9 protein-coding genes are annotated in these 14,643 nt (G+C 26.7%); 7 read left to right on the top strand and 2 right to left on the bottom strand.

Going from position 1 to position 14,643, the window contains the following annotated elements; genetic code table 11:
• Nucleotides 1-304: 304 nt before the first annotated feature.
• Nucleotides 305-934, bottom strand: a complete 630-nt coding sequence (locus RWL85_RS07160; RefSeq protein WP_314086548.1) for a hypothetical protein — start codon at nucleotides 932-934, stop codon at nucleotides 305-307.
• A 746-nt stretch (nucleotides 935-1,680) separates the two neighbouring features.
• On the opposite strand from RWL85_RS07160, the gene RWL85_RS07165 reads away from it, so the two are divergent.
• The 7 genes from RWL85_RS07165 to dltD all read left to right on the top strand — a co-directional run bounded on the left by RWL85_RS07165 (nucleotide 1,681) and on the right by dltD (nucleotide 14,100).
• The gene (locus RWL85_RS07165) at nucleotides 1,681-2,820 is read left to right on the top strand and encodes an exonuclease SbcCD subunit D (RefSeq protein ID WP_314086549.1); all 1,140 of its coding nucleotides are present in this window, start codon (nucleotides 1,681-1,683) and stop codon (nucleotides 2,818-2,820) included.
• Nucleotides 2,807-5,833 (top strand): SMC family ATPase, encoded by a 3,027-nt coding sequence (locus RWL85_RS07170; RefSeq protein ID WP_314086551.1) that lies wholly within the window; start codon nucleotides 2,807-2,809, stop codon nucleotides 5,831-5,833. The genes RWL85_RS07165 and RWL85_RS07170 overlap by 14 nt, the downstream gene beginning before the upstream one ends.
• A gap of 25 nt (nucleotides 5,834-5,858) precedes the next feature.
• Complete coding sequence (locus RWL85_RS07175) at nucleotides 5,859-9,707, top strand: PD-(D/E)XK nuclease family protein (RefSeq protein ID WP_314086553.1); 3,849 nt, start codon at nucleotides 5,859-5,861, stop codon at nucleotides 9,705-9,707.
• A gap of 307 nt (nucleotides 9,708-10,014) precedes the next feature.
• Nucleotides 10,015-11,517: a D-alanine--poly(phosphoribitol) ligase subunit DltA gene (gene dltA / locus RWL85_RS07180; protein WP_314086555.1), complete on the top strand. Its 1,503-nt coding sequence runs from the start codon at nucleotides 10,015-10,017 to the stop codon at nucleotides 11,515-11,517.
• Nucleotide 11,518: 1 nt separating this feature from the next.
• Nucleotides 11,519-12,676: a D-alanyl-lipoteichoic acid biosynthesis protein DltB gene (gene dltB / locus RWL85_RS07185; RefSeq protein WP_314086558.1), complete on the top strand. Its 1,158-nt coding sequence runs from the start codon at nucleotides 11,519-11,521 to the stop codon at nucleotides 12,674-12,676.
• Between the two features lie 21 nt (nucleotides 12,677-12,697).
• On the top strand, nucleotides 12,698-12,931 hold the full coding sequence (gene dltC / locus RWL85_RS07190) for a D-alanine--poly(phosphoribitol) ligase subunit DltC (RefSeq protein ID WP_003145008.1): 234 nt from the start codon (nucleotides 12,698-12,700) through the stop codon (nucleotides 12,929-12,931).
• A 2-nt stretch (nucleotides 12,932-12,933) separates the two neighbouring features.
• Nucleotides 12,934-14,100: a D-alanyl-lipoteichoic acid biosynthesis protein DltD gene (dltD, locus tag RWL85_RS07195; protein WP_314086561.1), complete on the top strand. Its 1,167-nt coding sequence runs from the start codon at nucleotides 12,934-12,936 to the stop codon at nucleotides 14,098-14,100.
• Between the two features lie 313 nt (nucleotides 14,101-14,413).
• Here the strand turns inward: dltD and RWL85_RS07200 are convergent.
• Nucleotides 14,414-14,643 (bottom strand): IS3 family transposase (locus tag RWL85_RS07200; RefSeq protein WP_314086564.1); only part of this gene is annotated, 230 nt, incomplete at its 5' end.

A 14,643-nucleotide genomic window follows, 5' to 3' on the forward strand; every position in this document is an offset into this window, starting at 1 on the left:
GACCAAAACATCAATATCTTCATTGATATTTTGGTCGTTTTGTCAACAATCTGAATAGCCTGTAAAAAAGACGACTAATTAGTCGTCTTTTTTACAGGCTATTTATTCTTTTTATTTTTTTTATTTTTAATTTTTTTATATGAATTTTGAATAATTATAGTTAGGATTATTATTAAGTATAGTATAACAAAGGTTTTTATATGTTCTTGGTCTATATTTATCTTTAATGTATTTTTTATATAAGAAAAGTATAGAATAGGGAAAATTATTAAAAATATTATATCATAATATTTATTATTCATGATTAAATCACAACATAAGATACATAGTTTAAACTCATTATACTTTTACTTATATGATAATATACGTCAATACCTTTACCTTGCCAATATGCTTGTTGTAGAGCCTGTTCAAATGCACTTGGACCACTGAAAGATTGAATTAGTCCTAAAGCTCCTAATCCCCAACCATAAGGTCTTCCAATTAGTCTACCCGTAATGAAATTAATTGTTGTACTTAAACCTTTAGATTTAGGTAGTGCATTCTTATAAATTTCTTTTACCCCCCAATTATTTACATATGCAACTTTTCTAGCTGGATAATAAGGTCCGTAAGCATGTGAAGCTACTCTAAATTTAGTTTGACTGCTTATATTATTAATTTCAGGTTTTAATATTGATTTGATTAAATTATATTCTTCTTGTGTTATTTTTTTTTCTTCTAGTAATTGTTGAGTTTTAAGTAACTCATTTTCGATGTCAATCTTAGATAAATCTATTGTTGTTGTAAATGTATTATTTGATTTTATATTTTTATTTTGTATATTTGTTTTAGCATTAGCTATATTAGAATTATCGATTAAAGAAAAAATAGGGCTAATTATTAATCCTAATGATAAAATTGAATAAGTTAGTTTATTTTTTTTTGTTTTCATAATGCTTCCCTCACTTATAAAATAAAACTTAAATTGTGTTTGCAACTACATATTACTTTAATAAGTATATACTTACATTTATCTTAAATATATCATGAAAGTTCGATGAAAACAATATGAAATAAATGATAATATATTTTCTAAAAAATATGTTAAGAGTATGATATAATAAAATGAGTAGGATTTTTTATTTAATATAAAAATTAAATAAAATTTGAGTTGAGATATTATGATATAATAAATGGATAGAATAAAAACAAAAACTGCTGAATAGTAGCTTTTGAGTGAGTTTGTGAGTACGGGTATTAAGACCATACGCAACAAAGACGAACAAGCAGAAGCTACTAGACAGGCGTGCCTTTAGGTACGCCGGGAGTGACTCAATAATGAATTTCTACGAAATCACGATTTTTGAGTCACTTCCTACTTTATAAGAATGAATAAATATATTAAATCTTATAGGAAATTGCTGTTATTTTTAATGAATTTAAGATATAATATCAGTAGGTATTTAATACCTATTAAACTATTTGTACAATTTTATAATATCAAAGAGTCTTGCAGTAATGCACGACTCTTTTTGAATTGGCGTTATATATTAAGAATAATAAAGTTTCAACTATGAAATTTTTAAAAGATTTAAAATAGATATTTAGGAAGTTACAATTTTTAGGGCGTTCCCTATTATTTTGAATGGTTTTAAGATATAATATAATAAAGATTATTTTATAGAAAAAGGTGATTATATGGTTAAATTTTTACATACTGCAGATTGGCATATTGGAAGAAAATTACAAGGAAAAGATTTATTAGAAGATCAACAATATGTAATGGAAGATCTAATTAATAAAATAGATGAAATTAAGCCTGATTTTTTAATCATTTCTGGGGATTTATATGATAGAAGTGTTCCTAGTAAAGAATCAACATCATTTTTACAAGAACTTTTGGTAAAAATTAATATAGAATGTAATGTGCCTATTTTTGCAATAAGTGGAAATCATGACAGTAGAGAAAGATTAGCGATTGGGGAAGCTTGGTTTAGTAAACATAAATTTTATCTTCATACGAGATTAGAACAAGCTTTTGAAAGAATTTCTTATGAAAATACTGACATATATTTATTACCATATTTTGAACCTTTTGAGGCAAGAGAATATTTTGAAGATATTACATTAACTACACATAATGCTGCAACAAAAAGAGTAATAGATGAAATTTATAAAAATTTAGATACTAATAAAACTAATATTTTAGTAGCTCATACTTTTGTATCTGGAGGTTTAGAGACCGATTCTGAAAGAGAAATTTCAGTAGGAACAGTAGAAAATGTTGCGGTAGAAATTTTCGATAAATTTGATTATGTTGCTTTAGGTCACCTTCATAATCCAAATGCTATTAGCGAGGAACGTTTGAAATATAGTGGTAGTCCAATGGCATATTCATTTTCAGAAGCTTCGCAAACTAAAGGGATGAGGCTTGTAGAGGTAACAAAAGATAGTTATAGTGAAAAGTTTATTCCTTTAAAACAAAAACGAAAGTTGCATAATATTAGTACAGCATATGAAGATGTTTTTTTAAAAGAATTTCAACAACATTTCGATTGTAAAAAAGATTACTTTAGCATGGAGTTAAGTGGAATGGAGGGCATAACAGATCCTCTTCCTAGAATTAAGGAATATTATCCTAATACATTGATATTAAAACAAAAACGAAAAGAAATAGCTGAAAGTGAAATGAAAATAGATAGAGAAATGCTGACTAAGAGTCCTTTTGATTTAATAGAAGGCTTTTATACTGAACAGACTGGCAGTGAATTAACGATGGGACAAAAAAGGCTATTAGTAAATATTATAGATAAGGTGAATCAAAATGAAACCAATTAGATTAGAGTTAAAAGAGTTTGGTCCGTATAAAGATGAAATAATAGAATGGGACAAAATAATTAATGAGCCGATATTTCTAATTACTGGAAAAACTGGTTCGGGAAAATCAACGTTATTTGATGCTATTACTTATGCACTATATAATAAAACAACAGGTGGAAAAGATATAGCTTCATTAAGAACAAAAACAGCAGCTGATAAAGATAAGACACAAGTAAATTTTGATTTTGAATTAAGCGGTAAAAGATATAGAATTGAAAGAACCTTAGCTTATTTAAAGACTGGTAATAAAAATTTAACTTCCGGGAAAGTTGTCTTAATGGAATATAATTCTGAAAAGCAGGATATAATTGCAACAAAAGAACAAGAGGTTAAAGAAAAGATAGAGGAGTTAATAGGTTTAGATGATAAGCAGTTCTGTCAGATTATTATCTTACCTCAAGGTAAATTCAAAGAATTCCTATTGTCAAAATCTAGTGAAAAGAAAGAAACATTGAGATCGCTCTTTAATACATATTTCTATCAAAAGTTTGTAGATTTAGTACAAGAACAGGCAAAAAATTTAGACAGTAAGCACAAACAAAAAGAAAAAGAATTAATAACTAGATTTGAGCAGTTTGATATAGACGGCGAGCTAACAAAGTTTGAGTTTTTAAAAGATGAAAACTTTGAAGAAATAAATAATCTAATTTTATCTCAAGAAAATGAGATAAAATTAGAAAAAAAAGAACAAATAAAATTAGAAAAAGATCTTCAAAATGTTAAAGATAATTTTATAGAGTTGAGTAAACTTAATGATAAATTTTTAAACTTAGAAAACTATAAATTAAATTATGAGGTATTATATAAAAAAGAAGAGTACTTTAGTAATTTGATGGAATTAGTTGGTAAGTTAACGGAGTTACAAAAGAGTAAGGATAAAATTAGAGAATACAGAGGTTTAATTAATAAACACCTTCAACTTAAAGAACTTGAAATGACACTTTTAGATGAAGAGAAAAAATATAAAATAGATTTAGAAAACAATATTAAATTAGAATCAAAGTTAACTGAACTTAAAGATGATATTGAAATATATAGAAAAATAGCTGCTGATCAAAAATTCTTTTATAATAATATCGATGAATTTATAACAGCTAAGAATAATATGAGTGTATATAATATAAAATTAGAAGAACTGGCTCATAAGAAGGATTTTCTAGGGGAACTAGAAGCTAATTTGAAAACTAAAAATGATATTCTTTTGGAATCTAATGAGGAAAAGAATGTATTAGATGGCAGTATCGGAAAATTAAAATTAGAAATTTTAAAGAAAACACAAGAAGTAGATAAATTTAAAGCATTTGAAAATAGTCAATCTGAGCTTAGAGAAAAAAAATCAAAATATGAAGTTGCAAAAAAACAGTTAGAAGAATTTCGCATATCTAGAGAAGAACTAGAAAAAGGATTTTTACTGTTGAAAAGTAATAGGGAAAAAGAAATTTTAAATAGTTTCATATTGAACTTACACGAAGGGGATGATTGTCCTCTGTGTAAGCAAAGAATAGAGCATCTTCCGGATATAACATCAATAGTTCAAGTTGATGAAAATATAGAAGAATCTCTTCAAGATGTTACCACAAAAATAATTAAATTAGAAACACTATTACAAAAAGACGAACAAGAAATTAGTAATTTAAGTAAACTTATAAAAGAGCAAGAAGAGATGGTAAACCTCAAAGTTTTAGAAGAATTAACTCAGTTAGAAGAAGAATTAAAGCAAGAGACGGTTAATTTGGAACGTGTAATTGGTGAAATAAAATTAGTAGAAAAAGAGATTAAAAGATTAAAAAAAGACATAGAAGAATTATCAATTCTGTTAAAAGAGGAAGATCAGTTAAAACAAAGTCACTTAGAAGCAAAAAATAAAATTAATCAATTTGAAAACAGTGTCGAAGTTAAGTTAGAAGAATTTAAAGGTTATTATGAAAACATCGCTTCTCAGGTTGATGAGTACGATAATATGTACAAATCTTTTCAAAATAATAGCAATGATTTATTGGTTAGAAAAACGAAAATAGAAACTGAGCAGAAAAATAATATTAAAAATATAGAAGAAGTTACTAATGAAATTGTTCTTCTAACAAATAGTTTTACTAATTCTAAGCTTAGTAAGTATTACAGTTCTTTAGAAGATGCAGAAGAAAATGTTGTAGAATTAGATAAACTAGAACAATATCAAGTTCAGATTGATGAGTTTGAAGATAGTAAAAAAATATTACTAAATTCTATTGAAAAACTTGAACAAGAACTAACTGGAATAAACCAACCTGATTTAGAACAAGAGCGAGAAAAATTGCAGAGTTTTGAAAATGAAGTTTCTAACTTTACAGAAAAAATGGCTGTACTAACTACTAGATTAGATAATAATAAGAAATTATATAAAAAAATTCATGATGACTATCTTGAATTATTAGATTCATCTAAAGATATTAGAGAAATAATAGAATTTAGTGATGTAGTTAATGGGAAAACAGAAAGTAGAAAATCATTAGAAACCTATGTTCAAGGTTATTACTTAGATTTGATACTTGTAGCAGGAACGAAAAGATTACTGCAGATGACAAATGATCGCTATAGATTTATTAGACGAGAAGAAAAATCTAAAGGTGGAGGACTTCAGGGTCTGGAGATAGAAGTTCATGATATTTACCTAAATAGCACACGTATTATAAGTTCGCTTTCAGGAGGAGAATTATTCTTGGCTTCATTAGCATTAGCGTTAGGGTTAGCTGAAGTAATTCAAAATGAGAGTGGAGGAATTTCGTTAGAGACAATCTTCATAGATGAAGGATTTGGTTCATTAGATGCAGAAACTTTAGATACAGCGTTAACAACTCTAATTGACTTACAATCTTATGGAAGAAATATAGGGATAATTTCTCATGTTAGTGAATTAAAAGAGCGAATTAGACCGAAAATAGAAGTGTATGCTCAGGAAAATTATGCTAAAGTTAAAATGACAGGAATATAATAAATAACAAAAGAAAGGAGAAAAAATGAATTTAGAATTATTAATTGGACCAAGTGGTGTTGGTAAAACAACATATATTTTAAATGATATTGAATTGAATAGAGATAATAGTAAAATAATAGTGCTAACACCTGAGCAAAACAGTTTTAATTTTGAAAAAGAGTTATGTGATAAGTTTGGAGGCACATTTAATATCGATGTTGTAAATTTTTCAAGTCTAACTAGAAGATTAGCAAAGCAACTTGGAATGGATAGTCTGAGAAAACTTGGAGATAATATTAAACCATTTTATTTCTATAAAGCTGCTAAAAACTTAGAAAATAATGGGAATTTTTTAGTGAAGAGAATTTTACAAGATATAAGTTTTATAGAAGTTGTTGAAGAGATTATCAATGAGTTAAAAGAATACACAGTAAGTATAAATACATTGGAAGATTATTTAGAAAAAAACACTAACTTAGATGAAAGTCATAGAGAAAAATTAGAAGCTATACTAGAAATTTATGTAGAGTATACAAAATTATTAAAAGAACATACAATTTTTGATAAGGTTGATTATATAAAAGAACTATTATTATATTTAGAGTACGTAGATTTAAGTGATTATATCTTTTATGTAGATGCATATTATAACTTTACAGCACAAGAGTATAATTATATTGAGAAATTAGCTGAGAAATCAAAAAAATTAGTAGTTAGTGTAGTTAGTGATGCAAATAGATATTTCAACTTCAATCTTTCTCAGTTATTCCAGGGGTACGAGTTAGATAAGATGAAATATAATAGCTTTTATCTATCTAATCTTTACAGTAATGAGAAGTATAAATTAGATATTTTTAGAAAATCTCATGAAATTGTTGCTGGTATAAATGAGATAGTGAAAAATAATAAAGATGTTAATCTTTCGATTGTTGCCTTTATTAATAATGAAAATGTTAATGTGATAAAATTTGATATCAAAGATAATAAAGTTGAAAATTATAGTATATTAAAAAATCATTCTGGACGATATAATGGTATTTCTAATAGTATTTTGGCTGAAAAATACTATAATAACTTTACTTCACAGTATGAGATTGATGATAGTATTAAAATAATATGTGCTAAAAATAAGGAATTGGAAGTAAAGCAAGTAGCTCGTGAAATAGTTAAGTTGAAGACTAAAAATAATATTGACTATAATGAAATAGCTGTATTGTATCGAGATAATATATATGAGAACTATGTGAATATTTTTAAAGACTACAATTTAGAAGTTCACTTAGATAAGAGTATTGAAACTAATAACCACCGTTTAGTTAAATTTATCCAAGAAACATTAAGTTTTGATGAAGGGAGTTTTAAATCAAAACTATTAAATTTATTAAAAACTAGGTTAACAAATTTCGAGAATATATATCGTCAAAAAATAATTTCTTATGTTTTATTAGAAGATTCAACTATTAATGAAAAGCAGCTAGAAAAACATATAGATGAATTAGCTGAAAATGAAGTTAGAGAAAGGATTTCAAAAAGTAATTTAGTTAGTAATGTTAGTAGTAACTATTCTTATAAAAATTTATTAGAAAAAGTTAAAGCGATCTCTGTTGATGATGTTGAAAATATATTGAATGAGAAATTGGTAAATTCAGCTGAAGACATTCTAAAAGATTATTTTATTGAAGAAACAAATAAATACACAACAAAACAACTTGAAATTTGTAAAGAAGTCTTATTAGAACTCATTAGCAAAGTATCCGAAGTTTCTGTAAAAAATAATCTTCAAGTTAAACGATATGTAAAGAAATTAATAGATGTATTTGATTATTGTAAAATTCGAATGTATCTTGATAAAGAAGATGGGGAATATGACGACATAGAAGAGTTGAAAATTGACAGCATTGATAGGCAAGTTTATAAAAAAGTTCTTGAATATATATATGAATTAAATGAGAATTTTGGAAATGAAAAGTTTGAATTTCAAAAGTTTACAGCTTTATTTAATGTAGGTTTGACTACTATCAAGTATCGTTCAATACCTGAAATAAACAACTCAATAATAATGTCTACAATGGATTTAGCTAAGGTAGAAAATAAAAAGGTTGTTTTTGTTATAGGATTTAATAAAGATATTTTGCCGGTTTCTAAAAGTACGGGATTAATAGATGATAAGGATAAAGAAGAACTTATATTAAGGGACATCTTCTTGTCTCCTACAAAAGAAGCGGCACTTATAGATGAAGAATTTGTAGCGTATATAGCATTAACACGAGCTAAAGAAAAAACATATATAAGTTATAGTTTATTAGACAAAAGTTTTAAAGAGAATTTTGCTTCTCCGTATTTAAATACAGTGAAAAAACTGTTTCCTAAATTAGAAGAAATGCAAACTTCAAAAATATTGGAATTTTCTATTTCGAATTATAGTTACTATTTAGATAATTTCTCGGAAATTCTTTCAGATAGAGAATTTAGTTATTTGTTTTCAAAAATTTATCGTAGATTCATGGAAGTGAAAGATAGTAAGACGAAAGAAGTTGAAGTTTTAGCAGAACTGATGATTAAGTTTTTAGAGAAATATCAGTTTATAATATCTTCTGAAAGTTATGAAAACTATGAAGTATTAGATGAATTAAATGATAGAGTATACTTTACAAAAGAAGTGGGTATTAAAAATTATCTAGCTAAAATAATAAAAGACTATAGGTTTGAACTTAATCAAAGTACAATCGATAAATGCTTAGAAGTTAAGAAAGATAGCTTTTCTAAGTTCAGTATATCTAAAGTTTCTGATTTTGAGAAGAATCCTTATCAATTTTTTATAAAAAGAGTTTTAGGTATAGCAGAAGAAAGAGATATCGATCTCGACAATTTGGTTTCTGGAAGATTCTTTCATGCTGTAATGGCAGAAGAAAGAGTTATAAAATTTATTGCTGAATGCGGTGAAAAAATAGATTTAGAAGTGGTAGAAGATGATGATATTGCTAAAAAATATAAGATTAAAGAAACAATAGAAGATGTTATTTATTCGAGTGAGAATAAAGATATATTAGAAACTTTGAAATTAATAGATTTATTAAATACGCATAGATATATTTTAAATAATATGCTTTATAGATTAGAGGTAGCTATAGCTATTGAGATAAAGTATTACTCTTTAACGAAGTTTATGCCAACGTTCCTAGAAAAACCATTTAGTCTGGAAATAGTAGACAATGTTATTACGTGTGAAGATGTCGAAACTAGAGAAATCAATAAGAAAGAACTGAAACAGAAATATAATATACCGCAAATTAAATTTACAGGGGTAATTGATAGAGTAGACGTTAATGGAAAGAATATTTCTATAATTGATTATAAGAGTAGTCAAACTGATTTTACACTAGATAGTATTGAATTAGGATTTATTTCTCAAATTTTAACTTATGCATTAGCATGTGAATTGATGTTTAATAAAAAATCTGAGGATATACTAGGGATATTTTATAGAGAAATAGCTAAGTTAGGTAAAGGTTTTAAACCCTATAGACTACGAGGATTAGTTAATAGCGATTTAATATTAAAAGATGATTTCTGTGAATTAGCTTCGGAAGTTATGTATATCAGGACTACACAAAAGGGTACTATTCATGGATCAGATGTACATAAAGCATATACTAGTCCAGAACTAGAAAAACTAGTTGATATAAATCTCCATAATGTAATGAGTTTATTAGAAAAGATATTTTCATTTGACTTTTCATTAAATAACTATGAGATTGAAAATCAATATTCAGCAGAAAAACAAATATTATTTAATTATGCAACTAATAATGACACACGATTAAATTTAAAAAATAAAGTGAATCTAAAATCAAAAGAATTAAAAGAAAAGCTATTGAATAATAATACCTAGTGAAACAAAGAACAATCACTGATAAATGAGTTACATTAAATATTTTTCTGTAATTATTAGTAGTTTTTCTCGAAAAGGGAACTAATATTTTAGGGTTGACTTGATGAAATTTTTTATAAAATAATAATTTTCTTGAGTTTTCCCTAATTTTTTTATTTTTTTTATTAATTTTTAAGTACATTTGGCTAATTTTATATTATAATAGTATATGGAAGAAAGTATCATTTTTTACTTTTAATTGGTAACATTAGAATATAGGCATTTTTAAATGTTAAATAATAGTGATAAAGGCAAGGATATAATAGATATGAAATTAACTTTTTTTGAAAAACTAGAACAGTTTAAAAACAGTTCTAAAGAAGTATATATTAATAATATATACCGAAATGAAAATCTAACATATAAAAATTTAATAGAGTATTCAGATAAACTTGCGTTTTATCTTGAAGAAAAATTAGGAAGTGATAAGAATCCGATAGTAGTCTATGGACATAAACATCCATTTATGTTAGTGTACTTCTTAGCGTGTGTAAAATCAGGAAGAGCATTTTGTCCAGTTGATATAAATACACCGAAAGAAAGAGTAGAAGAAATAGTAGAAACAGTAGACTCAAAAGTAGTACTAATCACAGAAGAAATAGAACTATCTAGAGAAATGCTAGACATTGAGTCAGCTAAAGAAATAATCGCGAGCACTCGAAATGTTATACCAAAAGAAAATTATGTGAGAGATGAAGAAATATTCTACATAATTTTCACATCAGGAAGTACAGGAAAACCTAAAGGAGTATGTATAACATACAATAATCTAAATAACTTCTTACACTGGTACACAGGATACTATGATGAAAAAGAAGAATTAGTGTTTTTAGGGCATCCACCGTTCTCATTTGATCTATCGGTAATGTCATTATGGCCAAGTATTTATCTAGGTGCTACTTTAGTACAAATAGATAAAAAACACCAAGAGAACTTCAAAGTAATGTTTGAAGAGTTAAATAAATCAAATGCAACAATATGGATTTCAACACCATCATTTATAGAAATGTGTTTTGTAGATAAAAACTTCAATCAAAGTCTGATGCCAAAAGTGAAACAATTTGTTTTTTGTGGAGAAAAACTATTCAGCACAACTGTAGAAAAGATTCATGCTAACTTTGAAGATGCACAAGTTATAAATACTTACGGACCAACAGAATCAACAGTAATGGTAACATGGGTAGAAATAACAAAAGAAGTAAATGAAAAATATTATGAGAATCTACCGGTCGGAGAAATAAAATGGGGTACGAAAGTACACCTAGAGAATCTAAATGAAGAAAATAAAGGTGAGATAGTAATCACAGGAAACACAGTCGCAAAAGGATACTTCAAAAATGATGCTATAACAAGTGATAAATTTGGTATAGGAGAAGTGGATGGAAAAGAAGAGAGAAGTTACCTGACAGGAGATTTAGGATACTTTAAAGATGGTATGCTGTTTTGTGAAGGACGTATAGACTTCCAAGTGAAACTACACGGACACAGGATAGAACTAGAAGATATAGATAATAATTTACTTAAAAATAAAAAAATTCGTCAAGCGGTGACAGTTCCAAGTTATGAAGATGGGAAAGTAAAGTCGCTGACATCATTTGTAGTATATAACGAAGAAATAGAAAAACGCTTTGAAGTAACTAAACAAATAAAACAAGAACTTAAAAAATTAGTGCCAGAATACATGGTTCCTAAAAAAATAGTATTTTTAGAAGAATTGCCACTAAATAATAATGGAAAGATAGATAAGAAAAAATTAAAGGAGTTAGTATAAAATGAGCTACTTTGACGGGAATGAATTTTTCTTTTTCTTAACTATAGCTCTGGTGATAGGTTTTATAATAAATTATCTAGGTAAAAGAATTGAATATTATATATTGGCTCTGTCATTAATATTCGCTGGTTTTATATATGGTAAAAATACAACGATGTTATCTTATCTATTAGGTTTTATTATCTATGAGTATGTATTAGTAGAAATAGCACAAAAAACAGAAAATAAAAAATATCTAAAAATATTAGTAGTATTATCAATATTACCATTAATAATAAACAAAGTATTCGCAATAACACATTTGCATCTGTTAGCCTTTATTGGAATATCATATATGTCATTTAAAACGATACAAATTATGATAGAAATATCAGATGGACTTATAAAAGATAAGATTAATTTAGTAGATTATGTACAATTTTTACTATTTTTCCCAACTGTAAGTGCTGGTCCTATAGATAGAAGTAGACGTTTTATGAGTGAAATTAAAGAAAAAATGTCGAGGACAGAGTACTTAGAATTAGCTGGAGAAGGAATATATAGGCTAATTTTGGGATTATTATATAAAGTAGTATTCTCAACATTAAGTTATCATTATTTAGTAGGGCTTGGGACTCATACATCTTTTATGCATTCTGTGAAATATATGTACTTATACACACTGTATTTATTTTTTGATTTTGCAGGATACAGTTTAATGGCGGTAGGGAGTAGTAATATTTTAGGGGTAAGAACACCAATGAACTTCGACAAACCATTCCTAAGTATTGATATAAAAGACTTCTGGAATAGATGGCATATTACATTATCAACGTGGTTAAGAGACTTTGTATTCTCAAGAGTCTTTATGGAAGCTACAAAGAAAAAACGCTTCAAAAAACGACTAACAACAGCGATGTATGCCTACATGGTAAATATGGTACTTATGGGATTTTGGCACGGTTTAACGATAAGCTATATAGTATATGGATTTTACCATGGTTTATTAATGGCAGGATTTGAATACTATCAGAAGAAAAGTAAATTTTATAAAAAGAATAAAAATGAAACATGGTACAAAGTACTTAGTTGGTTCATAACGATCAACTTAGTAATAATAGGTTTATATATTTTCTCAGGAGAACCTTATAAACTATTAAGCCACGCACTTAAAAAATAATATCGAGTTAGGAGAAAAAGCATGATAAAAGAGCAAGTATTAGAAATGTTAGAAGAAATCTGTGAAGACGAAGTAGTAAGAGAAGATTTAGATATAAATATGAAAGAAGAAGGGTTAATGGATTCTTTAGCTTTTGTAGAAATGTTAGTGAAAATCGAAGAAATCTTTGGACTAAGCATAGCTCCTACAGAAGTGACATATGAAGAAATAGACACACCAAATAAAGTAATTTCGTACATAGAAAATAGGAAATAAAGATGATAAAATTAAAAGCATTTTTAATATCAATTATACTGGTATTAATTACACTTGTAATTTTAGACAGGACGTATATAAAAAAAATAGAAGACTATTATAAAGTAAATGATAATAGTGTCAGATATAGTACATCATTTGAAAAGTACAAGAGTAAGGATATAATATTAGAAAACATGACTCCTAAAACACTTTTACTTTTAGGATCGTCAGAATTAACTACAACAATAAATGAAGATTATCATCCCAAGAAAATATTTAATTATAATGATTTTAATATTATGCAGGTAGGAGTTGGAAACTCTCAAAATATTATACACGCAGCAACAATAGGTTCTATCGGAAATGATGTGACGAATAATCAAATCGTAATGATTCAATCTATTCAGTGGTTTGATAATAAAAATGGTATCTTGAAAGATGCATTTTTATCAAGGATATCTAGTGAGCATGTTTATAATACTATGGCTAATGATAGAATTAGTAAAGAAACTAAAGAAAAGTTTATCAATAGAGTTATTGAACTATCAGCTACAAATAAAGAGTTAAGTAAGAAGTATAGAAGCTATAAACGATACTTTCTAAAAGAAAAGGGTAATTTCTTCACTGGGACATTTTTAAAGTTAGATAATTATGTCTTTAGCCTAAAAAATAAATATAATTTTTATAAAAATAAAGGAAGAGAAAATTATCCTTTAAGCGGAGATGTAACGCCAAATTACAATTGGAATGAATTAGATAAAAAAGTAACGGAAGAAGCAAAAGAAAGAACTAATAACAATGATTATCAAATTGATAATACTTATTATGATAAATATATTAGATCAAAATATGATCAATTAAAAAATAGTTCTAAAAATACTAAATATGATGATGCTAAAGAATATGAAGATTTAGATATATTTTTATCAATTGTTAAAGATTTGGGATTAAATATCAAATTCGCGATTCTTCCAGCTCATGGTAGATGGAGTGATTACACAGGAATTGATAGTTCAAAAAGAGAAGTTGCTTATAAAAAATTAAAAGAAATTGCATCGAAAAATAATATTGAAGTTATGGATTATTCAGGTAAAGAATATGAAGATTACTATATGTATGATGCGATGCATTTAGGTTGGAGAGGATGGATTGATTTTGAAAGAGATCTTTACAAACTTAAAAAGTAAACTAAGCTATAATCAAAGTCTTGCACTTTGGGTACTATTCTTTTATATAGTTATAATGGGAATAATAATATATTGTTTTGTGACTGATTTTTCAAATGTCCAAGAATATGTATATAGTGAATTTTAATAGTGAGAAGGGGCTGACTCAAAAGTCCTAAATTTTAAAAAGTTTATATGATAACTCATAAACGTAGTGGTTTATTGATATCTAAATTCTCTTTATGAAAGGTTTTTAGATATCTAATAAACTTTGCGGGGGTGACTCGAGAAAATCTTGTTTGATATGTACCCAAAATTCTGGACACATATATATTTAGTTTAGACATGTGGATGTTATCCTGTACTGTACAGGTGCCATCCATTTTGTTTTTGATTGAATTCTCTTGTTGTTATAATAAGCTATATATTCATATACAGCTTTACTAAACTCTTCAAATGACATATAATTCTTTTCATAACCATAAAATATTTCCGTCTTCATTCTTCCGAAAAATGATTCCATGATACTATTATCATAACAATTTCCCTTTCTAGACATCGATT

The sequence above is a fragment of the uncultured Gemella sp. genome, assembly GCF_963515875.1.
In the GTDB taxonomy this organism is placed as follows: domain Bacteria; phylum Bacillota; class Bacilli; order Staphylococcales; family Gemellaceae; genus Gemella.